The organism is Streptomyces sp. CA-251387 (genome assembly GCF_050936625.1).
Taxonomy (GTDB): Bacteria; Actinomycetota; Actinomycetes; order Streptomycetales; family Streptomycetaceae; genus Streptomyces.
Genome location: NZ_JBNJMJ010000001.1, coordinates 5,771,701 through 5,797,976, shown reverse-complemented (window position 1 = coordinate 5,797,976; position 26,276 = coordinate 5,771,701). Strand labels below are relative to the sequence as shown.

23 protein-coding genes are annotated in these 26,276 nt (G+C 71.7%); 10 read left to right on the top strand and 13 right to left on the bottom strand.

The annotated features are described in order from the left end of the window. Nucleotides 1–43: 43 nt before the first annotated feature. From ACQEV2_RS26075 to ACQEV2_RS26065, 3 genes are read left to right on the top strand one after another with little or no spacing between them, the layout of a single operon-like run. Entirely contained in the window at nucleotides 44–559 is a 516-nt protein-coding gene (locus ACQEV2_RS26075; RefSeq protein WP_433046124.1) for a carboxymuconolactone decarboxylase family protein, read from the top strand. Between the two features lie 14 nt (nucleotides 560–573). Then, on the top strand, nucleotides 574–1,020 hold the full coding sequence (locus ACQEV2_RS26070) for a carboxymuconolactone decarboxylase family protein (RefSeq protein ID WP_433046121.1): 447 nt from the start codon (nucleotides 574–576) through the stop codon (nucleotides 1,018–1,020). Then, nucleotides 1,017–1,799, top strand: a complete 783-nt coding sequence (locus tag ACQEV2_RS26065) for an isocitrate lyase/PEP mutase family protein (RefSeq protein WP_433046118.1) — start codon at nucleotides 1,017–1,019, stop codon at nucleotides 1,797–1,799. The genes ACQEV2_RS26070 and ACQEV2_RS26065 overlap by 4 nt, the downstream gene beginning before the upstream one ends. 24 nt (nucleotides 1,800–1,823) lie before the next feature. Here ACQEV2_RS26065 and ACQEV2_RS26060 read toward each other — a convergent pair whose 3' ends face one another. The 5 genes from ACQEV2_RS26060 to ACQEV2_RS26040 are packed head-to-tail and all read right to left on the bottom strand — an operon-like array spanning nucleotide 1,824 to nucleotide 8,980. Further along, complete coding sequence (locus ACQEV2_RS26060) at nucleotides 1,824–2,792, bottom strand: ABC transporter substrate-binding protein (RefSeq protein WP_433046115.1); 969 nt, start codon at nucleotides 2,790–2,792, stop codon at nucleotides 1,824–1,826. A 1-nt stretch (nucleotide 2,793) separates the two neighbouring features. Next, nucleotides 2,794–4,740 (bottom strand): ABC transporter permease, encoded by a 1,947-nt coding sequence (locus ACQEV2_RS26055; RefSeq protein WP_433046112.1) that lies wholly within the window; start codon nucleotides 4,738–4,740, stop codon nucleotides 2,794–2,796. Continuing rightward, complete coding sequence (locus tag ACQEV2_RS26050) at nucleotides 4,740–5,816, bottom strand: quaternary amine ABC transporter ATP-binding protein (RefSeq protein WP_433054767.1); 1,077 nt, start codon at nucleotides 5,814–5,816, stop codon at nucleotides 4,740–4,742. The genes ACQEV2_RS26055 and ACQEV2_RS26050 overlap by 1 nt, the downstream gene beginning before the upstream one ends. 50 nt (nucleotides 5,817–5,866) lie before the next feature. Continuing rightward, nucleotides 5,867–7,396: a GMC family oxidoreductase gene (locus ACQEV2_RS26045; protein WP_433046109.1), complete on the bottom strand. Its 1,530-nt coding sequence runs from the start codon at nucleotides 7,394–7,396 to the stop codon at nucleotides 5,867–5,869. 57 nt (nucleotides 7,397–7,453) lie between these two features. Beyond that, a complete protein-coding gene (locus ACQEV2_RS26040) occupies nucleotides 7,454–8,980 on the bottom strand; it encodes an aldehyde dehydrogenase family protein (RefSeq protein WP_433046106.1) in 1,527 nt (508 codons plus the stop codon). 228 nt (nucleotides 8,981–9,208) lie between these two features. On the opposite strand from ACQEV2_RS26040, the gene ACQEV2_RS26035 reads away from it, so the two are divergent. Continuing rightward, nucleotides 9,209–10,141, top strand: a complete 933-nt coding sequence (locus tag ACQEV2_RS26035; protein ID WP_433046103.1) for a bifunctional helix-turn-helix transcriptional regulator/GNAT family N-acetyltransferase — start codon at nucleotides 9,209–9,211, stop codon at nucleotides 10,139–10,141. 53 nt (nucleotides 10,142–10,194) lie between these two features. On the opposite strand, the gene ACQEV2_RS26030 is transcribed toward ACQEV2_RS26035, so the two are convergent. From ACQEV2_RS26030 to ACQEV2_RS26005, 6 genes are all read right to left on the bottom strand, one after another. Beyond that, a complete protein-coding gene (locus tag ACQEV2_RS26030; protein WP_433046100.1) occupies nucleotides 10,195–11,055 on the bottom strand; it encodes a hypothetical protein in 861 nt (286 codons plus the stop codon). 141 nt (nucleotides 11,056–11,196) lie between these two features. Beyond that, nucleotides 11,197–12,186, bottom strand: coding sequence for a malate dehydrogenase (locus ACQEV2_RS26025; protein ID WP_433046097.1), 990 nt, complete (start codon nucleotides 12,184–12,186; stop codon nucleotides 11,197–11,199). 616 nt (nucleotides 12,187–12,802) lie between these two features. Beyond that, entirely contained in the window at nucleotides 12,803–14,125 is a 1,323-nt protein-coding gene (locus tag ACQEV2_RS26020; protein ID WP_433046094.1) for a DUF2690 domain-containing protein, read from the bottom strand. Between the two features lie 449 nt (nucleotides 14,126–14,574). Beyond that, the gene (locus ACQEV2_RS26015; RefSeq protein WP_433046091.1) at nucleotides 14,575–15,081 is read right to left on the bottom strand and encodes a helix-turn-helix domain-containing protein; all 507 of its coding nucleotides are present in this window, start codon (nucleotides 15,079–15,081) and stop codon (nucleotides 14,575–14,577) included. A gap of 241 nt (nucleotides 15,082–15,322) precedes the next feature. Then, nucleotides 15,323–15,817: a DUF3017 domain-containing protein gene (locus ACQEV2_RS26010; RefSeq protein WP_433046088.1), complete on the bottom strand. Its 495-nt coding sequence runs from the start codon at nucleotides 15,815–15,817 to the stop codon at nucleotides 15,323–15,325. Continuing rightward, nucleotides 15,807–16,661 carry a bifunctional methylenetetrahydrofolate dehydrogenase/methenyltetrahydrofolate cyclohydrolase gene (locus ACQEV2_RS26005; RefSeq protein WP_433046085.1) on the bottom strand — a complete coding sequence of 285 codons (855 nt, stop codon included), beginning with the start codon at nucleotides 16,659–16,661 and terminating at the stop codon, nucleotides 15,807–15,809. The genes ACQEV2_RS26010 and ACQEV2_RS26005 overlap by 11 nt, the downstream gene beginning before the upstream one ends. Nucleotides 16,662–16,949: 288 nt before the next feature. Here ACQEV2_RS26005 and ACQEV2_RS26000 point away from each other — a divergent pair, with 288 nt between their 5' ends. From ACQEV2_RS26000 to ACQEV2_RS25980, 5 genes are all read left to right on the top strand, one after another. Next, the gene (locus tag ACQEV2_RS26000; protein ID WP_433046082.1) at nucleotides 16,950–17,570 is read left to right on the top strand and encodes a hypothetical protein; all 621 of its coding nucleotides are present in this window, start codon (nucleotides 16,950–16,952) and stop codon (nucleotides 17,568–17,570) included. 134 nt (nucleotides 17,571–17,704) lie between these two features. Then, on the top strand, nucleotides 17,705–18,469 hold the full coding sequence (locus ACQEV2_RS25995; RefSeq protein ID WP_433046079.1) for an FHA domain-containing protein: 765 nt from the start codon (nucleotides 17,705–17,707) through the stop codon (nucleotides 18,467–18,469). After that, complete coding sequence (locus ACQEV2_RS25990) at nucleotides 18,466–20,043, top strand: protein kinase domain-containing protein (RefSeq protein ID WP_433046076.1); 1,578 nt, start codon at nucleotides 18,466–18,468, stop codon at nucleotides 20,041–20,043. Before ACQEV2_RS25995 ends, ACQEV2_RS25990 begins: the two co-directional genes overlap by 4 nt. Before the next feature lie 92 nt (nucleotides 20,044–20,135). Then, nucleotides 20,136–20,522: a hypothetical protein gene (locus ACQEV2_RS25985; protein WP_433046073.1), complete on the top strand. Its 387-nt coding sequence runs from the start codon at nucleotides 20,136–20,138 to the stop codon at nucleotides 20,520–20,522. A 145-nt stretch (nucleotides 20,523–20,667) separates the two neighbouring features. Further along, nucleotides 20,668–22,479, top strand: coding sequence for a protein kinase domain-containing protein (locus ACQEV2_RS25980; protein WP_433046070.1), 1,812 nt, complete (start codon nucleotides 20,668–20,670; stop codon nucleotides 22,477–22,479). A gap of 22 nt (nucleotides 22,480–22,501) precedes the next feature. Here ACQEV2_RS25980 and purH read toward each other — a convergent pair whose 3' ends face one another. Together purH and purN are read right to left on the bottom strand one after the other, a co-directional pair. After that, on the bottom strand, nucleotides 22,502–24,073 hold the full coding sequence (gene purH, locus ACQEV2_RS25975) for a bifunctional phosphoribosylaminoimidazolecarboxamide formyltransferase/IMP cyclohydrolase (RefSeq protein WP_433046067.1): 1,572 nt from the start codon (nucleotides 24,071–24,073) through the stop codon (nucleotides 22,502–22,504). After that, nucleotides 24,070–24,708 carry a phosphoribosylglycinamide formyltransferase gene (gene purN / locus ACQEV2_RS25970; RefSeq protein ID WP_433046063.1) on the bottom strand — a complete coding sequence of 213 codons (639 nt, stop codon included), beginning with the start codon at nucleotides 24,706–24,708 and terminating at the stop codon, nucleotides 24,070–24,072. Before purN ends, purH begins: the two co-directional genes overlap by 4 nt. Before the next feature lie 366 nt (nucleotides 24,709–25,074). Between purN and ACQEV2_RS25965 the strand changes: the two genes are divergently transcribed. Then, entirely contained in the window at nucleotides 25,075–25,920 is an 846-nt protein-coding gene (locus ACQEV2_RS25965) for a hypothetical protein (protein WP_433046060.1), read from the top strand. Nucleotides 25,921–26,276: the final 356 nt, after the last annotated feature.

Here is a 26,276-nt window from a genome sequence, read left to right as displayed (position 1 = left end):
ATGGACCATACTCCCGGGCTGCTTCCCTCCTAGGGTCGAGATCATGTCGACGACAGACAGCACTGCCACGGTCACCACAGTGGAGTACGCCCCCGAGCGGCCCGCCCGGCTGAGCTGGGCCGAGCATGCCCCCGACGTCTACAAGGCGATGATCCGGCTCGACGCGGCCGCCCGGAAGGGGCTCGAGCCGAAGCTGTACGAGCTGGTGAAGATCCGCGCCTCGCAGATCAATCACTGCGCCTTCTGCCTGGACATGCACACCAAGGACGCGCTCGCGGCGGGCGAGAGCGTCGAGCGGATCGTGCAGCTCGGCGCCTGGGAGGAGTCGGCGCACTTCTACACCCCGAAGGAGCTCGCGGCGATCGAGCTGACGGAGGCCGTGACCGTACTGACGGACGGGTTCGTGCCCGACGACGTGTACGAGAAGGCCGCCAAGCACTTCGAGGAGGCCGAGCTCGCCCAGCTCATCGCCGCGATCACGGTGATCAACGCCTGGAACCGGTTCGGGGTGACCTGCCGTATGGCCCCGGGCCACTACCAGCCCGGCCAGCACCTGTGAGCGCCCGCGCATCGGTGAGCCCACGCACGCGGCTGCTCGACCCTGCCGTCGGGCAGGCCATGTCCGCGCTCAGCGCGACCGCGAAGAGGGGCCTCGGCGACCCGGCCCTCGCCGAGCTCGTCGTCATCCGGGCCTCGCAACTCAACCACTGCGCCTTCTGTCTCGACATGCACCTCGCCCTCGCCCGCGAGCACGGCGTGAGCGAGCGGCAGCTCGATCTGCTGGCCGCGTGGGAGGAGGCCGAGGACGTGTTCGACGAGCGGGAGCGGGCCGCGCTCGCGCTGACCGAGTCGGTCACCGTCCTCACGGACGGCTTTGTGCCGGACGAGGTGTACGACCGTGCCGCCGCGCACTTCGACGAGTCCGAACTCGCCCATCTCATCGGCCTGGTCGTCGCCATCAACAACTGGAACCGGATGATGGTCGGCCGACGCATTCCACCAGGGGGATACACACCATGACCGAAACCGTGACCCAGGCCGGCGCAGTGACCAAGGTCGAAGCCTTACGCGCACTCCACCGCCGCCGCTCCCCCGGCGACCCGCTCGTCCTGCCCGGCCCCTGGGACGCCGCCAGCGCCCGCGCCTTCGTCGAGGCCGGGTTCCCGGCCCTCGCCACGCCCAGCGCGGGGGTCGCCGCCGCCCTCGGCCACGAGGACGGGCAGACCCCGGCCGACGAGATGTTCGCGGCGGTCGCGCGGATCGTTCGGGCCGTCGACGTGCCGGTGTCGGCGGACATCGAGGACGGGTACGGGATCGCGCCGAAGGAGCTGGTGGAGCGGCTGCTGGAGACGGGCGCCGTCGGCTGCAACCTCGAGGACTCCGCGGACGGGGCCCTGAAGGACCCGCGCGCACACGCCGACTGGCTCGCCGAGGTACGGCACGCCGCCGCCGACCGGCTCTTCGTCAACGCCCGGATCGACACCTTCATCCGCCCGCCCGGTGCCGCCGGCCCCAAGCAGGCCGCCGAACGGGCCATCGAGCGGGCGGCGTTGTACGTCGCCGCGGGCGCCGACTGCGTGTATCCGATCGGCGCCCCCACCGACGTACTGCCGCTGCTGCGGTCCGGGATCCAGGGGCCGATCAATGTGCACGGCACGGTGACCGGGGACGGCCCCTCGCCCACCGAACTCGGTGAACTCGGGGCCACCCGGATCACGTTCGGGCCAGGACTCCAGCGCCGGGCCACTCAGGCCCTGCGTGGCATCGCGGCCGATCTCGCGGCCGGCCTCATGAAGTGACGGTCAGGACAGCCACACGGTCCGTCAGGACAGCCACGCCTTCCACGTGGACTCGTGGCTGTCCGCCCACTTCTTCGCCGCCTCCTCGGGCGACAGCTTCTGCTCGGCGATCATCAGGGAGACCTCGTTCTGGTCCTCGGTCGTCCACTTGAACTTCTTCAGCAGGGCCGCTGCCGCACCGCCGTCCTTCGCGAAGTCCGCGTTGAGGTACTTCTGCAGCGGGGTGTGCGGGTAGGCGCAGGCGACCTTCTCCGGGTCCGCGTCGCAGCCCTCCTTGTACGCCGGCAGCTTCACTTCGGTCATCGGGACCTTCTTGAACAGCCACTGCGGTTCGTACCAGTACGTCAGGAAGGGCTTCTTCTCCTTGGCGAACTGTTTGATCTGCGTGATCTGCGCGGCCTCCGAACCGGCGAACACCACCTGGTAGTCCAGGTCCAGGTTGTTCACCAGCGCCTTGTCGTTGGTGACGTAGGAGGGCGAGCCGTCCATCAGCTGGCCCTTGCCGCCGCTCTCCGCCGTGCGCATCTGATCCGCGTACTTGTTGAGGTTCTTCCAGTCGGTGACGTCCGGGTGGGCCTTGGCGAAGTACGTCGGGACGTACCAGCCGATGTGCCCGGTGACCCCGAGGTCGCCGCCGGGCACGATCGTCTTCTTGTCCTTGACGTACAGCTGCTCCTCGTCCGGGTGGCCCCAGTCCTCCATGATCGCGTCGACCCGGCCCTGGCTGAGCGCGTCCCAGGCGGGCACCTCGTCGATCTGCACGGTGTCGACGCGGTAGCCGAGCTCGTGCTCCAGCAGGTACTGGGCGACGGCCACGTTGGCCTGTGCGCCGACCCAGGACTGCACGGACAGGGTCACGGACTTGGCGCCCTGGGCGTTGGCGAAGGGCGAGGCCTGCTTGGTCATGTCGGCGGCGCCGCAGCCGTTCAGCAGCAGCAACGACAGCGAGGACACGCCGGCCACTGCGGCAGTCGTACGGATACGAATACGCATGTCAGGCTCCCTTCCTCGTGCGGCGTTCCGTCGGCTGTGTCACCCGGTCCAGCATCAGGCCCAGGCAGACGATCGCCGCGCCGGCCACCAGACCGGTCGCCAGGTCGCCCTGGGCGAGGCCGAAGACGACGTCGTAGCCGAGCGCGCCACCGCCGACCAGGCCGCCGATGATGACGACGGCGAGGACCAGGACCACGCCCTGGTTGACGGCGAGCAGCAACGCCGGGCGGGCCAGCGGAAGCTGGACCTGCCGCAGCTGCTGGGCGGGGGTCGCGCCGAGCGAGCGGGCCGACTCCAGGGCGGCCGGGTCGACCTGGCGCAGGCCCTGGGTGGTGATGCGGACGACGGCGGGCAGGGCGTAGACGACGGCCGCGGCGACCGCGGGGGCGCGGCCCACGCCGAACAGGGCCACGACCGGGATCAGGTACACGAACTGCGGCATCGTCTGGAAGACGTCCAGCACGGGGCGCAGCAGCCGCTCGAAGCGGTCGCTGCGCGCCGCCGCGACGCCGGTCGCGAAGCCGAGGACCAGGGTGACGGCGACGGCCGCCAGGACCTGGGACAGGGTGTCGAGCGACGGGCCCCACACGCCGAGGACGCCGATCGCGGCCATGGCGAGCACGGCGGTGAGCGCGGTGCGCCAGGTGCCGATCAGCCAGGCGAGGGCGGCGACGATCAGCAGCACCGACCACCAGGGCAGCCACTGCAGGCCGTCCCGCACCGGGTCGAGGATCCAGGTCGTGAAGTGGGCCGCCCAGTCGGCGGTGCCGCCGATGACGGGCACGCCGGAGTAGAGGTGGTCGGTCATCCAGTCGACGGCGCGGTTGACCGGCTCGGCGATGTTCAGGGTCCAGGCGTCGGGCCAGTCGAGGCGGCCGGTGAGACGTCCGGCCACCGCCACGGCCACGGCGCCGGCCAGGGCGTACACCCAGCGCGAGCGGCCGTTCGGCTGCGGCTCGTCGCCGAGGCGCTCCCCTGCCGCGCCGGTCACCCGGTCCAGTACGACGGCGAGCAGCACGATCGGGATGCCGGCGGCCAGTGCCGCGCCGACGTCGACCGAGGCCAGCGCCTGGTAGACGCGGTCACCGAGGCCGCCCGCGCCGATGACCGACGCGATGACCGCCATCGACAGCGCCATCATGATCGTCTGGTTGAGGCCGAGGAGGAGTTCCTTGCGGGCCAGCGGGATACGGGCGGTCAGCAGGCGCTGCCGTGCGGTGGCGCCGAGCGACTCGACCGCCTCCAGCACCTCCTTGTCGGCGCCGCGCAGGCCGAGGGCGGTGAGGCGGGCCATCGGCGGGGCGGCGTAGACGACGGTGGCCAGGACGGCGGCGGGGACGCCCATGCCGAAGACCAGGACGACGGGGAGCAGGTAGGCGTACGCCGGGAGCACCTGCATGGTGTCCAGGAGGGGGCGCAGGGCCCGGTCCATACGGTCGGACAGCCCCGAGGCGAGGCCCAGCAGCCCACCGACGACGACCGAGGCGAGGACCGCCACGACCATCAGCGCGAGGGTCTGCATGGTCGGGATCCACATGCCGAGGACACCGCAGGCCAGGAACGCGACGCCGGTACCGGCAGCGAGCCGCCAGCCCGCGACGCGCCAGGCGATCAGGGACGCGGCGGCCGTGACGCCGGCCCAGCCCGCGGCGAGCAGGACCAGGTAGACGGCGCGTACGGAGACGACGACCGCGTTGCTGATGTGGCCGAAGAAGTAGAGGAACAGGGGGTGGCTGTCCCGGTTGTCGATGATCCAGGCGCTGGTCCTGGTGAGGGGGTCGGTGAGGTCGACGGTCAGGGCGTCCGGCCAGCTGCCGCTCGCCCAGCGGGCGTTGGCCAGCGGCACGAGGATCGCGGCGGCGAGCGCCAGCAGGGCGAGCTTGGCGGCGGCCCGGTTTCTCAGGATCGCGGGGAGGCCACGGGGAGTCGGTGCGGTGATCGTTGCCATCAGACCGTCTCCTTGGCAGTCCCGGCCACCACCTCGAGCAGCGCCTCCGAGTCCACCACCCCGACGCACCGGCCCTCGTCGACCACGCGCGCCGGGGCGCCCGCCCGTGCCACCGCCTCGATCGCCTCGGACACCGTCGCGTCCGGCGCGACCGCCGGGCCGCTGCCCTGCTCGCTCGCCGACGCGGTCCTCATCGCCGTACGGACCGTCATGACCTGTTCGCGCGGGACGTCGCGGACGAACTCGCGGACGTAGTCGTCGGCCGGGGAGCCGACGATCTCCTCCGGGGTGCCCAGCTGGACCACGGCGCCGTCACGCATGAGCGCGATGCGGTCGCCCAGCTTGAGCGCCTCGTTGAGGTCGTGGGTGATGAAGACCATCGTGCGGCCCTCCTCGCGGTGCAGGCGGACGACCTCCTCCTGCATGTCCCGCCGGATCAGCGGGTCGAGCGCGCTGAACGGCTCGTCGAAGAGCAGGACCTCGGGGTCCACCGCCAGCGCCCGCGCGAGGCCGACGCGCTGACGCTGACCGCCGGACAGCTGGCCGGGCCTGCGGTGCTCCATGCCCTCCAGGCCGACCTTGGCGACGACCTGGGCGGCCCGCTCGCGGCGCTCCGCCTTGCCGACGCCCTGGATCTCCAGTCCGTACGCCACGTTGTCCAGGACCGTGCGGTGCGGCAGCAGGCCGAAGTGCTGGAAGACCATCGCGGCGCGGTGGCGGCGCAGTTCGCGCAGCCGGGTCTTGTCCATGGCGCGGACGTCCTCGCCGTCGATGGCGATCGTGCCGGAGGTGGGCTCGATCAGCCGGGTCAGACAGCGGACCAGCGTGGACTTGCCGGAGCCGGACAGGCCCATGACGACGAAGACCTCGCCCTTGCGGACGTCGAAGGAGACGTCCCGCACCGCCGCCGTGCAGCCGGTGCGCGTGCGCAGCTCGGCGGGGGCGAGCGCGGCGAGCTCCGGGTCGGCGGGGACCCGGTGCGCCTTCGGACCGAAGACCTTCCACAGGCCCTCGACGGAGAAGACCGGCGCCGCGGTCGGCGGCTTGCGGGTCTCGGGCGTCGTGTTCTGGGGCATCGTGTTCTCGGTCGTCGTGTTCTTCGGCGTCGTCTCAGGAGTCGTACTCATCACGCCTCACCTCCCATCAGGTCCGCCGCCTTCTCCCCGACCATGAGCACCCCGATCATCGGGTTCACTGCGGTCATCGTCGGGAACACGGAGGCGTCGGCGATTCGGATTCCATCCAGTCCGCGGATCCGCAACTGCGGGTCCACCACGGCCAGTTCGTCGTCGGCGGCGCCCATACGGCAGGTGCCCGCCGGGTGGTACACGGTGTGCGCGACCTTGCGGGCGTACTCGCTGAGCTCCTCGTCGCCCGTGACGTCCGGGCCGGGGCACACCTCGCGCTTGAGCCAGCCGGCGAGCGGCTCGGTCTTGGCGATCTCGCGGGCGATCCTGATCCCGTCGACCAGGGTCCGCCCGTCGTAGTCGTCCTCGTCCGTGAAGTAGCGGAAGTCGAGGGCGGGCTTCACCGACGGGTCGGCGCTGGTCAGATACAGCCGGCCGCGGCTCCTGGGCTTGGGGATGTTCGGGGTCATGGACACCCCGAACTCCGGCCGCTCATAGCCCAGTCGCTCCGGGTTGTCCGTGAACGGGATCTGGTAGAAGTGGAACATCAGGTCGGGGCCCTGGTGTTCGGGATCGCGCCGCACGAACAGCCCGGCATCCGAATCCATCGCGGAGTTGTCGGGGATCGGGCCGTGGGTCTCCCAGACGATCACCGACTCGGGGTGGTCGAGCAGGTTCTCGCCGACGCCCGGCAGGTCGAGCGCCACGGGTATGCCGAGCGCCTCCAGGTCCGCCTTCGGTCCGATGCCGGAGTGCAGCAGCAGGCGGGGCGAGTCGACGGCGCCCGCGCAGAGGACGACCTCGCGCCGGGCCCGTATCAGCAGTTCCTCGCCGCCCTTGGTGCGCACGTGCACGCCCTCGGCGCGGGTGCCGTCGAGCTCCAGCTGGTACGCCCAGGTCTCCAGCAGGATGGTGAGGTTGTCGCGCTCGTCCATCACCGGGTGCAGATACGCCACGGACGCCGACGAACGCTTGTTGTCCTCGGGGTGGTAGGCGAGGTCGAAGAAGCCGACGCCCTCATTGAAGGGCTGCTTGTTGAAGCCTTCGACGCGCGGGACGCCGAGCGCGCCCTGGGCCGCGTCGACGAAGTCGCGGGCGATGGCGTTCCGGTCCTTCTCGTCGACCGGGACGATGTTGTTCTCCAGCCGGGCGTAATACGCCTCCATCGGCACCGCGCCCCAGCCCTTGGCGCCGGCCTCCTCCCACTCGTCCCAGTCGGACGGCAGCGGCTTGAAGGCGATGAGGGTGTTGTGCGAGGAGCAGCCGCCGAGCACGCGGGCGCGGCTGTGCCGGATGTGCGAGTTGCCGCGGGGCTGCTCGGTGGTGGGGTAGTCGTAGTCCAGCTCGCCGCCGAGCAGGCCCATCCACCGGCGCAGGGTGAGGACGTCGTCGCGGCCGACGTCGCTGGGGCCGCCCTCGATGACGGCGACGGTGACGTCGGGGTTCTCGGTGAGACGGGAGGCGATGACGGACCCTGCGGTGCCGCCGCCGATGACGACGTAGTCGTACTCGTGGGTCTTCTCGGGCATGGGGTGGTACTCCAAGGGGGGTTGATCAGGGCTGACTCGAGTGGGGGTCGGGGGGTGTCAGCCCGCGAACCAGCGCACCGGCTTGGGCGCGAGGTTCTGGTAGACGTGCTTGGTCTCGCGGTACTCGGCGAGTCCGGCGGGGCCGAGTTCGCGGCCCACTCCGCTCTTACCGAAGCCGCCCCACTCCGCCTGCGGCAGGTAGGGGTGGAAGTCGTTGATCCAGACGGTGCCGTGGCGCAGGCGGCCCGCGACGCGCCGGGCCCGGCCCGCGTCGGCGGTCCAGACGGCGCCGGCGAGTCCGTACTCGGTGTCGTTGGCGAGGGCGACGGCCTCGTCCTCCGTGCGGAAGGTCTCGACGGTGAGGACCGGCCCGAAGACCTCCTCCCGTACGACCTTCATCTCGCGGTGGCAGTGGTCGAGCACGGTCGGCTCGTAGAAGTAGCCGTTCACCGGCCGCTCCGGGGACGGCTCGGGCCGCTTGCCGCCGGAGCGCAGCACCGCGCCCTCCTTGAGCGCGGAGTCGACGTACGCCTCGACCTTGGCGCGCTGCTGCTCGGAGACGAGCGGTCCGCACTCGACGCCGTCGGCGGTGCCGCGGCCGAGGCGGATCTTCTGGGCCCGGCGGGCGAGTTCGGCCACGAAGCGGTCCCGGACGGATTCCTCGACGATGAGGCGGGCGCCCGCCGAGCAGACCTGGCCGCTGTGGATGAAGGCGGCGTTGAGGGCCTGGTCGACGGCGGTGTCGAAGGCCTCGTCGGTGGCGCAGGCGTCGGCGAAGACGACGTTGGGGTTCTTGCCGCCGAGTTCGAGGGCGACCTTCTTGACGGTGGGCGCGGCGGCCTGGGCCACCTTGGTGCCGCTGACCAGGCCGCCGGTGAAGGAGACGAGGTCGACGTCGGGGTGCTCGGCGAGACGGGCGCCGACGGAGTGGCCGGGCCCGGTGACGATGTTGGCGACCCCGGCGGGCAGCCCGGCCTCGACCAGCAGCTCGATGAGCGCGATGGTCGTCATCGGCGTGATCTCGCTGGGCTTGACGACGAAGGTGTTCCCGGCGGCGAGCGCGGGCGCGATCTTCCAACTGGCCTGGAGGAGGGGGTAGTTCCAGGGCGTGATCAGCGCGCAGACGCCGACCGGCTCGTGGACGACGACGCTGTGGATGTCGGACGAGCCCGCGTCGACGACCCGGCCCGGTGCCTCACCGGCGACGAGGTCGGCGAAGTAGCGGAAGGCGTCGGCGACGCAGTCGATGTCGACGCGGCCCTCCTCGACCGTCTTGCCGGCGTCGCGGCTCTCCAGCAGGCCGAGCTTCTCGCGGTCGCGCACGAGCAGGTCGGCGACGCGGCGCAGCAGGGCGGCACGCTCGGCGACGGGCGTACGCGGCCACTCCCCCTGGCCTCCGTCGAAGGCGCGGTGGGCGGCCGCTACCGCCAGATCGGTGTCCTTCTCGTCACCCTCCGCGACCACGGCGAACGGCGTCGCGTCCGCGGGGTCGAGGATGTCGCGCGTCGCGCCGGAGCCGGCCGCACGCCACTCCCCTCCCACGTGGATGGTGCTGCGCGCCGTGAGTTCGGTGGTTTCCGCCATGATCGGTGTTGCCTTCCGTTCCTGTTCAGAGCCCCTGTGTCACACACGTGTCACCCATGGGACCGAGTGCGCCTGCCCCCCGCCTCCGGATGCATGCGCGAACCGTGACGGAAAGTGCGCTGTGTCACTGCACATGAGAACAAAGGGGACAAAACGATAGGCGGCGACCCGCAAAAGCGACAGGGGACCATGGACGGTGGCAAGACCTTTGACTAAAGTCAAAGAAATATGGAGCCAGTATCGACGGAGCACGTGACGGCCTTCCGCCGCTTCAACCGTTACTTCACGCGCCGCATCGGCGTACTGGACGACCACTACCTCGGCCAGGACCGCCCGCTCGGCGAGGCCCGGCTGCTCTTCGAGATCTCCGAGTTCCCGGCCGGCGCGTCCCTGCGGGAGCTCAGGAGCCGGCTCGGCCTGGACGCCGGGTATCTGAGCCGGATGGCGAAGGCGCTGGAGGCCCAGGGCATGGTCCGGCTGAGTGCGCACCCGCGGGACAACCGGCTGCGGATGATCGAGTTGACCCCGGCCGGGCGGGTGGAGGTGAAGGAGCAGAACCGTCGGGCGGGCGCGGTCGTCGCAGGGCTGCTGGAAGGCCTCAGCGAACCTCAGCGCACCGAACTGACCGAGGCGATGGCCACCGCACAGCGCCTCCTGCGCCTCGCGGGCATCACCGTCGACCTGGTCGACGGCGCCGCACCGGACGCCCGGGCCTGCCTCGACGCATACGCGGCCGACATCGACGAGCGGTTCCCCGAGGGGTACGACAAGACCTGGCTCGTCCGGCCGGAGGAGGTGTCCGGCGACGCCGGCGCGTTCTTCGTCGCGCACGAGGAGGGCCGCCCCGTGGGCTGCGGGGCGCTACGCCGCCTGGAACCCGGCGTCGGCGAGATCCGCCACGTCTGGGTGCACCCCGACGCCCGCCGCCTCGGCCTCGCCCGCCGTCTGCTCACCGCGCTCGAACAGGAGGCTTCCGCACGGCACTTGACCGTCGTACGCCTCGACACCCACGCCGTGCTCACCGAGGCGCAGGCGATGTACCGGGCGTGCGGCTACACCGAGATCCCCGCCTACAACGACGACGTCTACGGCGGCCACTGGTTCGAGAAACGCCTGGACGCCGGCGCCACGGTCAGCGGAACCGCCACCGCCACCGACTGACCACTCGGCGACCACGCCCCGCACCGCGAAGGAGCCCGCGGGGTGACGGGACCTCAGGTGCACGAACTGCCCGCCGGGCAGAAGGAGTCGAGCGCCATGTCGAGCGGCGCGCGGACCAGGTCCGGGTCCAGGTCCTCCGGGCCGCTGGAGCGGATCGCGAAGAGCGTGCCGTCGGCGGCGCGGAAGCGGTGGTCGATGACCTGGCGGGGGCCGTTGTCCGCGTCGTCGTAGCGGTACGAGAGCTCGGACCAGGTGGCGCCGGTGCCGTCCGAGGTCCGGTCGAGGACCTGGTAGCCGGGCTGGTGCGCGAAGCCGTAGCCGGGGTCGTTCTCGGCGAGGTCGAGGGACTCGGCCGGGGTGTCCTCCGCGAGGGCGAAGATCTGCAGGCTGCGGCCGTCGGCCGGGGAGTCATAGTGGACCACCGGGGCCTTCTCCCCCTGCTTCTGGGTGCGGAGCCAGCCGTCGGGGACGTGGAGCGTGTAGCCGACGGGGTCCTGGGCGCGGCGGTATCCCGTGGACGGGGAGGGCGTCGCGGAGGGGGAAGGTGTCACGGAGGGAGAGGTGAGGGTGGATGCCGACGGGGTGGTGACGGCGACGCTCGGTACCTGGGCCGCCCCGGTGGCGGTCGAGTCGTCGCGGATGAGGTACCAGACGCCGGTGCCGACGCCCGCGCCGAAGACGGCCGCGGCGACGAGGACCAGCAGGAGGCGGCGGGCGCGAGGTGGGGCCGGTGAGGGCGGGGTGGGGGTGAGAACGGGAACGGGGGCCGATGTGTACGGGGGCGTCGAGAAGGTCTGTGTCTGGGCCGAGGCCCACGACGGCGGGGTGACCGGCTCCTGCGCGGGCTCCTCCGCGGTCCAGGCGGCCTGCCCTCTCTCCTCGCTCGGCCCGTGTTTGCCGTCCCATCCGCTCATGGCAAGTCCCCCGAATCACCTGATGGTTACCACTTCCGACGCTAGCGGCGAAAACGGCCGCAGGCCCCGTCCCGGAAGGAACCGGAACGGGGCCTGCGCAGGTTTGTGACAGAACCGTGGAGAACGCCTTATGACGGCGGCTCAGATGAGGCCGAGGGAACGGACCGCCTCGCGCTCCTCCTCGAGCTCCTTGACGGAGGCGTCGATACGGGCGCGGGAGAACTCGTTGATCTCCAGGCCCTGGACGATCTTGTACTTGCCGTCCTTGGTGGTGACGGGGAAGGAGGAGATGAGGCCCTCCGGCACGCCGTACGAACCGTCGGACGGGATACCCATGGAGACCCAGTCACCGTCGGCGGTGCCGTTGACCCAGCTGTACACGTGGTCGATGGCGGCGTTGGCGGCGGAGGCCGCGGAGGAGGCGCCGCGGGCCTCGATGATCGCCGCGCCGCGCTTGGCCACGGTCGGGATGAAGTCCTCGGCGAGCCACTTCTCGTCGTTGACGACCTCGGCGGCGTTCTTGCCAGCGATGGTGGCGTGGAAGATGTCCGGGTACTGGGTGGCGGAGTGGTTGCCCCAGATGGTGAGCCGCTTGATGTCGGAGACGGTCGAGCCCGTCTTCTTCGCGAGCTGGGTCAGCGCGCGGTTGTGGTCCAGGCGGGTCATCGCGGTGAACCGCTCGGCCGGTACGTCGGGCGCGGCGGCCTGCGCGATGAGGGCGTTGGTGTTGGCCGGGTTGCCGACGACGAGGACCTTGATGTCGTCCGCGGCGTGGGCGTTGATGGCCTGGCCCTGCGGCTTGAAGATGCCGCCGTTGGCCTCGAGGAGGTCACCGCGCTCCATGCCCTTGGTGCGGGGGCGGGCGCCGACGAGGAGGGCGACGTTGGCGCCGTCGAAGGCGACGTTCGGGTCGTCGGTGATGTCGATGCCCTGGAGGAGCGGGAACGCGCAGTCGTCGAGCTCCATGGCGGTGCCCTCGGCGGCCTTGAGGGCCGGGGTGATCTCGAGCAGACGCAGCTTGACCGGAACATCCGCGCCGAGCAGCTGGCCGGAGGCGATGCGGAAGAGCAGGGCGTAGCCGATCTGGCCGGCCGCGCCGGTGACGGTGACGTTCACGGGAGTGCGGGTCATGGCGTTCTCCGTATGACAGCTGGCGGTGGGGCGTCCCTGCCCCGGGGTGCGGGACGAAGAGATGATCGATCTCTTGGCGTCAAGAGATCCACCCGTCAGGCTATCGCGCATCCGGGATCTCGCACGGCCGGGTCCGTGTGGCCCGTCCCACAGAAAGACGATCACTGGCGCAAAAGGGGCGGCCGCCCGGTCCGGGAGAGGGGGACTTGGGCGGCCGCCGGGTGGGGGTACCGATTGCCGGACTCCCGTGGGGGTACGGTGCGCGTGCCCACTTTGCCGACGCCCATTCCTGCCCCGCCGAATTCTTTTTCCGCCCCCGCCGCCCCTACCCGTCCCATCCTGAAGGGGCTCCGCCCCCTGGACCCCCGTCGGCCCTGAAGGGGCCTCGTCCTCAAACGCCGGACGGGCTCAAAGGGACGGTCCGGAGTCGTCCCGAAGGGGCGCGGGGAACTGCGCGACCAGCCCCCGGCGGCCGTTGGTCGCGCACTCGGCGTAAGCCCCCGCGGCGCGTGCGAAGCATCGGCGGGGTCCGGGGCGGAGCCCCAGGGTCTTTTCGCGCTCAGCCTCTTGAGAGACCGAGTCGGCTGGGCGGGCGGGCAAACCCCACCCCCCGCCCCTACGGAGTACACCCCTCCTGCCCCGCCGCGAGCGTCGCGCAAGCCGTCGCCTCGCCCGCGTCCTTCACGGCCACCATCGGCGTGTACGCGATCGTGTCCCCGGCAACAGTGATCGTCCCGGTCTGCTTCGTCTTGCCGACCGTCACCACCACCTCGTCCCCCTGCGCGGCCTGCGTGATCCGCCCCCACGCCGCACCACACTTCGCGCTGTAGCGCACCTCGACCACGGCCGTGCCGACGGTCGCGGTCTTGGCGGTGGTCACCAGGTCCCCGCTGCAGCCCATGCTCTCCGCGTCCTTGCCGGTGCAGGAGTCACCGCTGCACTTCACCCCGGCCGGCAGATCGGCGTCGGTCGTCGCGGAGGGCGAGGGCGACTTGGCCGCGTCCTCACCCTTCTTCCCGCTGCCGCCGTCGGTGAGGTAGAACACCGCCGCGATCACGACCAGCACACCGACGAGACCCGCGAGGAACATCGTCAGCCGCCGCTTGCCATTGCCGCCGGAGGAGGACCCGCGTCGCGGACGGGGCCCCTGCGGAGGCTCGCCGTACGGATTGGGCGCCCCGGGCGACCACCCCGACGCCGCGCCGGACGCTCCGGACGCTCCCGACCCCTCGGATGCCCCGGACGTCGCGGACGCACCGGACGCTGCCGAGGGCGCCGCCCCCGCCGTACGACCACCAGACGGCGCCGGACCCCGATACCCCGCGACGCCCCACGAGTTGCCCCCGGAACTCCCCGAGGAACCGCCCTCCCGGACGTCACCCCCCGCGGAACCCCGCACCGCGGAGTCCCGCACCACGGAGTCCTGTACCGAGGAATCCCGAACCGCCGAGTCCCGCACCTCCGGCGCCGTAGGCTGCACCGGCACCGCAGGCGGCACCGTCGGGGCCACGCCCGCCGGCCCGGCAACGCCCGGCGTGGGCGCCGCCGTCGCGCTGCCGCTCCTGCGTGCGGTCCGGCCCGCCTTCCCGCTCCCCTTGGCGCTCGCAGGCGGCGCCCCGAACTCGCTCAGCGCGGCTCGCGCCTGGGAGATCCGGATGGCCTCCATGGTCATGTCGTGGCGCATCTCCGAACGGCTCCACGCCCGTTCGGCGAGCTCCCACATCGTGGTCAGGTGGATCGGATTGGTCCCGGTGACCTCCGCGAGCGCCACGATCGCGCCCTTGGGCGCGAGCAGCCGCCCGTTCAGATACCGCTCCCAGGACGTCTTGCTGTATCCCGTACGGTCGGCCAGCGCCGCGATGCTCAGACCGCTGCGGTCCACGAGCCGCCGCAACTGGCTCGCGAACTCCCTGACCTGCGGATCGAGTTCATCCGGCAAGGCCCTCCAACGAGGCATTGCTTCCCCCCTCTTCCCCCCGGTTCGTGCTGGTGTTTCTCGCGTTCCCCCGCGCGTGGTGCCCTCTGCCGAGTCCCCGTTCTGGCTACCCACAGGGATGCGCCCAGTAAGGATCTCAGTTCCCGGGGTGGGGGCGCACGGGAGCGTCGGGACCGTGGGCATGCACCGTTGCACGCCCATCGGGTCGCGTCCAGTGTTCCACCGGCTCCCCTCGCCGGCCGACACAACCCTGGCAGTAAGCCCTTACAGCACACACGGGACGCCCCGGACCGTCCCGATCGACCACGCTAGCCCGCCTGTTGGACGACTTCCTCGCAAATCCGCGAACTTGTCAACACATCGACACACAGAAAGCACATAAGCGATCTCCTGCGTCACAGGCGATCTATTCGGGCAAGTCCGGCACGCTCGTCTCACCGGTCTCACCCGGCTCACCCCAGCGCGACAGTCCCGATCACTCCCGTCAGCACCAGCACCACGACCAGCACGACCGCGACCACCAGCAAACGGCGCGACGGCGCCTCCGGCGCCTCCGGCGGCGCGTCCCACCAGGGAAGGGTGGGATCGTCCTCGTACGCCTCGTGCTCCTCGGGTACCTCGTGAGATCCCTGGCTCTCGCCGGTACCGTCCGAGTTCACCGCCGCCTGCGCCGACGCCGCCGGCTTCGGCCACGCCTGCACGGCCAGTTCCCACCGCACCCCGAAGCGCTCCGCCTCCTCCTTCCCGACCCCGGCGACCCGGCACAGCGCGACGACCGCCTGCCGGGGCGGGGGCTGGGTGGCGTTGAGGTAACGCTGCCAGGAGGACTTGCTGTACGCCGTGCGCGCGCCCAGCGCGACCAGGCTCAGGCCCGTGCGGTCCTTGAGCTGCCGCAACTGCTCCACGAAGTGCCGCACCTCCGGCGGCAGATCGTCGGGCAGCGGCTGCCAGGCACCCATCGCTCACCTCCGAACCAGATCCGATCAGGTGACGACACGGGACCGCTCATCGGTTCCCGACGGAGGTTCGGGGCGGAGATCCCCGACCGGCGCGGCGGACCGACGTAGCGGAACGGTCACCTCCGTGCCACAGCGCGCTGACAGGCGTTGAACAGCTCCTTCACCGTGCACGAGGGTTGACGCAGACGGCGGTCCGTCCTTCCTCGGGGGAGAGGGCGGGCCGCCGTCTGCGATCAGGGCGTCAGCTGTCCACGGTGAAGTGCAGCGCGTCCTTCAGGAACGGGATCTTCAGCAGCGGATCCGGCTGCGCCATCAGCGCCAGCAGCACGATCACGAGGCCCAGCACGCCGTACGTCACTATGTCCGTGAAGCGCGACCGTACGGCGAGCATGCCGACGCTGGGCAGGAGCCACCGCAGCGCCGCGCCGGCCAGCAGGGCGCCGCCGATCACCAGCGTGCCGGCGCGGAAGACGTCGAGCGCGGTGATCAGCAGGCCGATGCCGACCAGGCCGAGGACGAGGAGGACGGGCCACTGCCGGGCGGGCGCGGGCGCGTCACCGGCTGCGGCCCGGCCGCCGCCCTCGGGGCGGGCGGTGTCCCGTGTGAACAGCGGGAAGCGGCGGGTGGTGCGCCGGGGCACGCCCTCCGCGTCCGGCGCGCTCACCGGGTCCCGGACCTCGATCTCCTCCGCCTCGGCAGTGTTCTCCGCCCTGCCGGCGGCCTTCTCAGCCGACACTGCGCTCCGCCGCCTCGACCACGTTGACCAGCAGCTGCGCCCGGGTCATCGGGCCCACGCCACCGGGGTTCGGGGAGATCCAGCCGGCCACCTCGGCGACGCCGGGGTGGACATCGCCCACGATCTTGCCCTCGGCGTTGCGCGAGACACCGACGTCGAGGACGGCCGCGCCCGGCTTCACGTCCTCGGGGCGGATCAGATGGGCGGAGCCCGCGGCCGCGATGATGATGTCCGCGCGCCGCAGGTGCGCCGCCAGGTCACGCGTCCCGGTGTGGCACTGGGTCACGGTCGCGTTCTCGCTGCGCCGGGTCAGCAGCAGCGGCATCGGGCGGCCGATGGTGACACCGCGGCCGACGACCACGACCTCGGCGCCCTTGATCTCGACGCCGTACTGGCGCAGGAGGGTGAGGACGCCGTTCGGGGTGCAGGGCAGCGGGGCGGGCTCGTTCAGCACGAGGCGTCCCAGGTTCATGGGGTGCAGCCCGTCGGCGTCCTTGTCCGGGTCCATGAGCTCCAGGATCCGGTTCTCGTCGATGCCCTTGGGCAGCGGGAGCTGGACGATGTAACCGGTGCAGGCGGGGTCCTCGTTCAGTTCGCGGACGACCGCCTCGATCTCCTCCTGGGTCGCCGTGGCCGGCAGTTCGCGCTGGATGGAGGCGATGCCGACCTGGGCGCAGTCGCGGTGCTTGCCGGCGACGTACTTCTGGCTGCCGGGGTCGTCCCCGACGAGGATCGTGCCGAGGCCGGGCGTGACGCCCTTCTCCTTCAGCGCCGCCACGCGGGCGGTCAGATCGGACTTGATCGCGGCTGCGGTGGCCTTGCCATCGAGAATCTGGGCGGTCATGGCTCCCATCCTCCCGGATGACGCCCTCCGGGTTCCAATCCGGGTCTCCTGCGGTCTCGACCGCGCATCCTGTGGCCTTGGCCGCCGTATCTCCCCCCGTATCCCCTCATGATCAGCGATGTTGCACTTGCACAACACATAGGGAATGCGGCTGGACAAGTAAGAGCAGACTAAAGAACGATGTGACCGCAGTGCCGCGGGCAGTACCGGGGGGACAAACCGCATCGAAGACCTTCCTCCGAACCGTGCCGCGCGTCCCCGCACTCGGACAACGGAGGAAAGACCGCCATGAGTTTCGGCGACCCGAACAACCCTTACGGCCCGCCGCCCCAGGGCCAGCCCGGCTACCCGCCCCAGCAGCCGCCGGCCCAGCCCGGCTACGGCTACCCGCAGGGCGCCGCTCCCCAGCAGCCGCCCGCGTACGGCTATCCGCAGGGTCAGCCTGCCTACCCCGGCTACCCGGGCGGGAACATGATGCCGATGGAGATGCCCGGCCTGATGAAGACCGCGCGCGTCTTCCTCTTCATCCTCGCCGGCTTCGACATCCTGTTCGGCATCATCACCGGTGTCGCCATCGGCGCCCTGCAGGACGTCTCCAACGGCGTCGGCTCGGGTGACGACACCGACGCCCTGGCCGGTCTCGGATTCCTGGTCGCGGCCCTCCTGGTCGGCTTGGGCGCGCTGTCCATCTTCCTGGGCGTGAAGTTCAAGAACGGCGGCAGCGGCATCCGCATCACGACGATCGTGTACGCGTCGCTGATGATCCTCGGCAGCATCTACAACATCGTGGCCGGAGGATCGGGCTCCGCCACCTTCGGCGGGCTGATCTCCCTCGCCATCGCCGGCATCATCCTCGCCTCGATGGTCAACAGCCAGGCCTCCGCCTGGTTCAACCGCCCGCGCTACTGAGGAAGCCCCGCAGAGGGGGCTCACTTCACGCCAATAACAGCCGAGGGCCGTGTCTCACCCGTACGAGGGGGACACGGCCCCGCTGCGTCGCCCTACCCTGACGTGGGTAGCCGTCAGGCACGGGGAGACGCACCTTGTACAGCATCATCGTGGTACCTCCGCCGACCACGGAGGACGAGACCCGGCCCACCCAGATCCGGCTGGCGCCCGGCGAGCGGCTCGGCTTCGGGCGTTCCGTTTCCGACAACGACCTCGCGATCGCGCACGACGGGGTGTCCCGCAGAGCGGGTGAGATCACCGCGCAGGGCGCCTTCTGGATACTGAGCAACCTCAGCCGGGAACAGACGTACGTCGTGGAGAACCCGGAAGGCGCGGGCGAGCACATCAAGGTCGGGCCGGGGCGGCTGGACGCGCCGATCCCCTTCGAGTTCTCGCGGATCGTGCTGCCGGCGGCCGGTGACCTGCTGCCGATCGAGGTGTGGGCACCGCGCCACGACTACCTCACCGCCGACGGGGGTCTGGACGGTGCCACCACCGCGCCCGCCTTCTCCGTGGACCGTACGAAGCGCTACTTCGCGGTCCTGGCCGCCCTGTGCGAGCCCCGCCTGCGCGGTGAGCCGCACGCCCCGCTGCCCACGGTCGACCAGGTCGTGGACCGCCTGCGCCCCACCTGGCCCGCCGCCTCGCGCACGTCCGTCCAGTGGAACATCGACTACCTCGCCGTGAAGCTGCGCCTGAAACCCGGTCCGGAGACGGCCGACACGGGGCCCCGGCTCAACGGCAAGAAGGAGTCCCTGGTCTCGCTGGCCCTGCGCTTCGACCTGGTCCGGGAGGACGACCTCGTCGTGCTGAGCGAGCCGTCTGCTTCCGCCCCGGCGTCCGGCCGGGTGGCCCGGTGACCGAGCCGTACGCCGTGCCCGTGCCGAAGGGCTACCGGGTGGGCGTGTGGGAGGTGCGGGAGCCGATCGCCACGGGAGCCTTCGGGAGTGTGTACGAGGGGAGGCGCACGGACGGCTCGGACCTGCCCCGTACGGCCGCCCTGAAGTTCCTGCCCACCGGCACCGGCACCCCCCGCCAACTCACCCACCTGCGCGAACTCGTCGACCGCGAGGTCGAGTTGCACCGCCGACTGAAGCAGCCGCGGCTGATCCGGATGTACGACACCCTCACCGTCGACGACCCGGCCCGCCCCGCCCTCGACGGCGCCACCGTCCTCGTACTGGAGAAGGCGGAGGGCTCCCTGTCCGCCCTGCTCGCCGCCGAGCCCCGGCCCGCCGCCGGCCCCGCCCTGCTCGCGCAGATCTGTGCGGGGCTGGCGCAGCTGCACCACGCCGGCTGGGTGCACGGGGATCTGAAACCGGCCAATGTGCTGCTGATGCGGGACGGTTCGGCCCGGCTCGCCGACTTCAACATGGCGGCGGAGCTGGAGGGCACGCACGCGTACACGCCCGCCTTCTCGACGCCCGACTACACGCCGCCGGAGCTGCTCTGGTCGGAGATCGGTGAGCGGGGCCGCCGTATCCGCCCGTCGGCGGACGTGTGGGCCTTCGGTGTGCTGGCACATCTCCTCCTGACCGGCTCCTTCCCGCTGCCCGGCGCCACCCCGACGGCCCGCCGCGACGCGGCCGCCGCCTACGCCCGCGGCACCGACGACCTGCGGCTGTCGCCCGAACTCCCGGACGCCTGGCGGGAGATCGTGCGGGACTGTCTGACCCGTACGCACGCCGACCGGATCGGCACCCAGGAGCTGCTGCGCCGCGTGGAGGCCGCGGCCGGCACCGCCCGCTCGCCGCGCCTGCCGCGGGCCCTCCGCCCCCGCCGCCGCTCCCGCCGTACGACGACGCTGGCCGCCGCGACCGCCGTGGTGGCGGTGGCCGCGCTCGGCTACGGCGTCAGCGCCTGGGTGGACAACGGCGCGGACGGAGGCGCGGGCGCGCCCCGGTCCGGCGGGACCACGAAGGTCACGGCCGCCACGTACGGCGCCGCCGAACTCCGTACCGACAAGGGCATCCCGGTGGCCTACCGCCGGCTGATCGTCGACGCCGCCCACGACTGCGTACAGCCGGAGGTCACCCCGGCGTTGATCGCGGCCCTGCTGAAGGCGGAGAGCAACTTCGACCCCGACCTCTCCGACCCGTCCGTGGGCGAGGAGGGCGAGTACGGCATCGCGCGCTGGACGCCGAGCCTGCTGCGCTGGTGGATCCGCGCGGACGGCGTCCCGGCGGAGGAGACCCCCAAGCCTCCCCTCACGCCGGCCGAGTCCATCCCGGCCGTGGGCCGCTACCTCTGCTACATGGAACCGCGCCTCCATCAGACCGGCCTGTCCGGCGACCGTCGGGTGCTGCTGGCGGCCGCGTACCGGACGTCGACCAAGGTGGTGAACGACGCGGGCGGGGTTCCCCCGAAGTACCGCGACTACGCCGCCCGCGTCGCCCACTACCTCAAGGAGTACACGCCGCCCGGCAAGAAGTGACCCTGAGAGGTCTGAGGTTCCGCGCGTGTGCCGTCGGCGCCACCGTGGTCGTGTCCACCAACGGGGGTGGCAAGACCGGAAGGACACCGACCATGAAGCGCATGCTCGCCTCGCTGGGCGCGGCGGCGGTACTCGCCACGGGGGCGATCGCCCTGACGCCGGCGGCGGCCTCCGCGGCACCGAACGGCTGCTGGGGCAGCGGGCCGAACAACTCCCGCTACTGCCACAACTACCAGGGCGGCAACGTGATGTTCAACGGCAACGTCGCGGGCTGGCTGAACGCGGGCGACAACTGGTTCGTCTGCCAGAAGAAGTTCCCGGGCCAGGAGAACCCGCCGGTCGGCGACGCCCGCAACGACTGGTGGCTCTGGACCCAGGCCGACACGAACGTCAGCAACGGCGGTTGGGGCTGGTTCCCGGCCAACAAGGTGTCCGGGGGCGTGAACTACGGGGCGATCCCGGGTCTGCGCACCTGCTGACCCGCGCCGGGAACCCGGGCGCGGCCTCCGGCTCCCTCGGGGGAGGGTCGGAGGCCGCACCCACGTTCCCCCCGGGACGGTAGCCTCTTGCGCAACTGGCGTGACACGAGCGCACGTTGTGAGAAGGCAGCACACCGGGGGACCCATGTCAGACCAACAGCCGACGCCGCCGGACGTTCCGGCGTCCGGGGACGCCGCACTGCGGCAGGCAGGGGCGAGCGCGCTGCGGTCCACGGACCCGACGCGGATCGGCCCCTACGTACCCCTCGGCCTGCTCGGCAGCGGTGGTATGGGCCACGTCTACCTCGCGCGCCCCGCCGACAGCACCCCCGGCCTCGCCGCCGTCAAGGTGATCCGCCCGGAGTACGCCGAGGACCCCCGGTTCCGGCGGCGTTTCGAGCGGGAGGCCGCCGTGCACGCACAGGTGCACACGCCGCGCACGCCGGACCTGCTCGGCACCGGGTTCGACGACTCGCTGCTGTGGATGGCGACGCAGTACCTGCCCGGTCTCAACCTCGCCGACGCCGTCCGCGAGTGCGGCACGCTCGGGGCGGCCGGGGTGTGGCGGCTGGTGGCGGAGCTCGGGCAGGCCCTGTCGGCGCTGGCCGCCGCCGGTGTCGTGCACCGGGATCTCAAGCCGTCCAACGTGATCCTGTCCCTGCAGGGCGCGTACGTCATCGACTTCGGCATCGCGCAGCTCGCCGACAGCAGCGCGATCACCTCGACGGGCAGCCGCGTCGGCACGCCCGCCTTCATGGCGCCCGAGTATCTGCGCGAGGGCACCTGCGACACCGCGTCCGACGTCTTCTCGCTCGCCGGGAGCCTGATCTACGCGGCCACCGGGCACGCCCCCTTCGGGGACGGCACGGGCGTCGACGTGATGCACCGGGTCGCGTTCGAGGAGCCCAAGCCGGAGGTCATGGCCGGGCTCTCCGCCGTGGACCCCGCGTTGGCCGCCCTGCTGTCCGCCTGCCTCGCCAAGGACCCCGCCGGGCGCCCCACCCCGCGGCAGCTCCTCGACGCCGCCACGGCCTCCGGTCACAGCCGCGCGGCCTCCTGGCACGAGCCGCTGGACGCCCGGCTGCTCGCCCGACGGCAGGCGTGCGACGTACTGGAACAGGTCTCCGTCCAGGAGACGGTCCAGCTGCGTGCTCCGGCGGAGCCCGCGGCGTCCCCCGCCCCCGGCCCCGGCCCCGGCCCCGGCCCCGCCTTCGGGTCTCCTACGCCGCCGATGCCTCCGGCGCGGTACGACACCCCCGCACAGACCCCGGTTCCCGAGGGCGGCGGCAGCCGGAGGAAGCGGAAGACGTACTTGGCCGTGGCCGCGGGCCTCGCCGTGTGCGCCGTGGCCGCGGGCGCCTTCTTCCTCACCCGCCCGTCCTTCGACGAGACGGCCTCGGCGGCACCGACGGCAGCCGGCGGCGCCACGGCCGGCGACGCACGGGCCTCTGCCGTCCCCAGTTCTTCCGCGTCGCCCTCCAGCGCCAAGGAGAAGGAGAAGAAGGGGAAGGACAAGTCCACGCCGGGAACGGAGAAGGCCGAGGCGTCGGAGAGCCCGGACGCCTCCGCAGTCGGTGCGGGCGGAACGCAGGCCGCACCCGGCGACGAAACGTCCGACTCGTCCGACGGCAACGAACCCGGTGGCGGCGGTGGCGGCAGCGCCCCAGTCGCCACACCCACCAAGACGGCCACCACCCCCGCCACTCCGCCGTGGATCTCGCAGTGCACGTACTACTCCGGCAGCGAGCTCACCGACTACGGCGACAAGGGCCAACGCGTCGTCCAGGTGCAGTGCATGCTCACCCGGCGCGGCTACAGCGTCGGCGGCGCGGGCGTGGACGGCGAGTTCGGCCGGGACACCGAGACCGCGGTCAAGCAGTTCCAGAGCGCCAAGGGGCTTGAGGTGGACGGTCAGGTGGGTCCCAACACCTGGGCGGCGCTGCGCAGTTCGACGTAGCGCCGCCAGGGTGTCGCTGCCGTCAGTGGAAGAAGTGCCGCGTGCCCGTGAAGTACATGGTCACGCCCGCCTTCTTCGCGGCCTCGACCACCAGCTCGTCGCGGACCGAGCCGCCGGGCTGGACCACGGCCTTGACGCCGGCCTCGGTGAGGATCTCCAGGCCGTCCGGGAAGGGGAAGAAGGCGTCCGAGGCGGCGTACGAGCCCTGGGCGCGCTCGGCACCGGCGCGCTCCACCGCGAGCTTCGCGGAGTCGACGCGGTTGACCTGACCCATGCCTACGCCGACCGAGGCACCGTCCTTGGCGAGGAGGATGGCGTTGGACTTGACGGCCCGGCAGGCCTTCCAGGCGAAGGCGAGCTCGGCGAGCTCCGCGGCGCCGAGTGCCTCACCCGTGGCGAGGGTCCAGTTGGCGGGGTCGTCGCCGTCGGCCTGGAGGCGGTCGGTGACCTGGAGGAGGACGCCGCCGTCGACGGGCTTGACCTCGACGGGGTTGCCCGGGCCCTCGGGGCAGCGCAGCACGCGGATGTTCTTCTTCTTGGTGAGGGCCTCCAGCGCGCCGTCCTCGTAGTCGGGCGCGACGATGACCTCGGTGAAGATCTCGGCGACCTGCTCGGCCATCTCCTTGCTGACCGGCCGGTTGACGGCGATCACGCCGCCGAACGCCGACAGCGGGTCACAGGCGTGCGCCTTGCGGTGCGCCTCGGCGACGTCCGTGCCGATCGCGATGCCGCAGGGGTTGGCGTGCTTGATGATCGCGACACAGGGCTCGGCGTGGTCGTACGCGGCACGGCGGGCGGCGTCCGTGTCCGTGTAGTTGTTGTACGACATCTCCTTGCCGTGCAGCTGCTCGGCCTTGGCGAGGCCGCCGCCGCTGCCGTCGGTGTAGAGGGCGGCGGGCTGGTGCGGGTTCTCGCCGTACCGGAGGGTGTTCTCGCGCTCCCAGGTGGCGCCGAGGAAGTCGGGGAACTGCGACTCGTCGACGGGGGCGTAGGAGGAGGCGAACCAGCTCGCGACGGCCACGTCGTACGCCGCCGTGTGCTGGAAGGCCTCGGCCGCGAGCCGCTTGCGGGTGGCGAGGTCGAAGCCGCCGCTCTGCACGGCCGCCAGCACGTCGGCGTAACGGGCGGGGCTGGTGACGACCGCGACGGACGGGTGGTTCTTGGCGGCGGCGCGCACCATCGACGGACCGCCGATGTCGATCTGCTCGACGCACTCGTCGGGGGAGGCGCCGGACGCGACGGTCTCCCGGAACGGGTAGAGGTTGACGACGACGAGGTCGAACGGCTCGACACCCAGTTCCTGCAGCTGCCGCTGGTGGTCCTCCAGGCGCAGGTCGGCGAGGATGCCCGCGTGCACGCGCGGGTGCAGCGTCTTGACGCGGCCGTCCAGGCACTCGGGGAAGCCGGTGAGCTCCTCGACCTTGGTGACGGGGACGCCGGCGGCGGCGATACGGCCCGCGGTGGAGCCGGTGGAGACAAGCTCCACGCCCGCCTCGTGCAGCCCGCGCGCGAGGTCTTCGAGGCCGGTCTTGTCGTAGACGCTGACGAGCGCGCGACGGATGGCCCGCTTGTTGCTCTCGGCGGTGGCGGTCACTGGATAACTACCTTTCGTCCCTCAATGCGATAGCCGTTGCGGGCGAGCCGCCCCACGACCTCGACGAGCAGCCTTCGCTCGACTTCCTTGATGCGCTCGTGCAGAGCGCTCTCGTCGTCCTCGTCCCGGACCTCGACCACGCCCTGAGCGATGATCGGTCCGGTGTCGACGCCGTCGTCGACGAAGTGGACGGTGCAGCCCGTGACCTTGGCGCCGTACGCGAGAGCGTCACGGACGCCATGGGCGCCGGGAAAACTGGGGAGCAGGGCGGGGTGCGTATTGACGAGCCGCCCGCCGAACCGTGCCAGGAACTCCTTGCCCACGATCTTCATGAACCCGGCGGAGACGACGAGGTCGGGTTCGTACGAGGCCACGGCCTCGGCGAGGGCGGCGTCCCACTCCTCCCGGCTGCCGTAGTCCTTGACCTTCCGCACGAAGGTCGGCAGCCCGGCGCGCTCGGCCCGCGCCAGCCCCTCGATGTTCTCCCGGTCGGCGCCGACGGCGACGATCTCGGCGCCGTACGCCTCGGTGCCGACGGCGGCGATCTCGTCGAGGAGCGCCTGCAGATTCGTGCCGGATCCGGAGACCAGCACGACGAGGCGCCTGGGACGCTCGGCCACGGGCTTGGCGGCCACGGTGGGGCCCTTTCTCGGGGGTGCGTTCTTCGTGCGGCCGGCGGGTACGGACGTCGACGGTCTGCACCTTGCCCGCAGACGGCCTGTACGTTCATACGAATGCATCGCGCCCCGGGATACGGGGAAGTCTACGAAGCAGCCGACCGTCAGCAACGATACCGGCACACCGGGCGGCCCCCATGGGACGGGGGCACGGCCGGAAGGTAGCGTCTGCGGGGAGCGGGCTCGGGAACGCGGTCGGTGTGCGGTGCGTTCACGAAGTGACAGCTCCACGCGGGACAGCCAGGGCCGACTGTCGTAGCCGGCCGGTCCCACAGCCGTGTCAGCCGTATCCAGCCGTATCCACAAGGGGAAGACGCTCACTTGATGCCGGACCGCAGTCTGCGACTCCACATGCTCCCCCCGCAGCCCGTGCAGGGGAGGGAGCACAGCGGCATGCTGCTGCGCGAGCGCCCCGCCTCACCGCCCGACGCACCCTCGGGCGGTCAGAACGGCGACGAGCGGGGCGGCCAGGCTCGGGACAACGACGGGCGTGGCGGCCAGGCGCAGGACGGCGGCCTGGGGCGTGGCGGTCGGCCGCGGGAGGACAACCCCTTCGCACCGCCGCCGGAGGGCACGCCGGACCGCCCGTGGCAGCCGCGTCGCCCCGCCGGCGAGGACGGCTCGCAGGGATCGGGCGAGGGCGGCGGCCACTCGCCCTGGGGCAACCAGTGGAGCGACCGCCAGCCGGGCCGCTCCCCCGGCGGCTTCGGCGACCGCCCCCGCGGCGGCCAGGACGGCCCCGGCGGAGGCGGCCCCGGCACGGGCATGCGCTGGGACCCCACCGACCCAGCCCAGCGCCGCGCGCGCTACGCCCTGCTGTCCGGCATGTGGGCCTTCTTCTTCGCCCTCTTCAGCTGGCCGTACGTGGCCCTGCTGCTGGGCGCGCTGTCCCTCTACTGGGGCATCAGCAGCCTCCGCACCAAGCCCCGCACCCCCGACCCGAACACCCCGACCCCCCAGCACACGGGCCGCCCCCAGACGACCGCAGCGGTGAGCGGGCTCGTCACGGCGTCCCTCGCGCTCGCGGTGGTGGCGGCGGGGTTCACGGCACAGGTGGTGTACAGCGACTACTACACCTGCACGAGTGATGCGCTGACCAACGAGGCCAAGCAGTCGTGCAATGAGCTTTTGCCCGAGGAGTTGCGGGGGGTTTTGGGGAACGCGGGCTGAGTCGCGGGGTTTGAGGACGAGGCGGCTCGGTTCTCGCTGCCGGTCCGCGTTACTCAGCCATCCGGCGTTCGAGGCCGAGTGCAGCCATCCCTGCCCCCGCCCACCCGCACGGGGCTTCGCCACACACCACCGGCAGCCACTCCCCAACGTCGACCGGCATCTTCAGCCCGTTCCAGGGCGCGAGGCACCTCTCCACGCCGGCCCGTATCTCTCAGCCCGTCCGGCGTTTGAGGACGAGGCCCCTTCAGGGCCGAAGCGGGGGTCTGGGGGCCGCAGACTCCCACGGACCGGGGTCGAAGGGGCAGAGCCCCTGGAGGATGGGACGGGTAGGGGCGGCGGGGGCGAGGAATCCATCG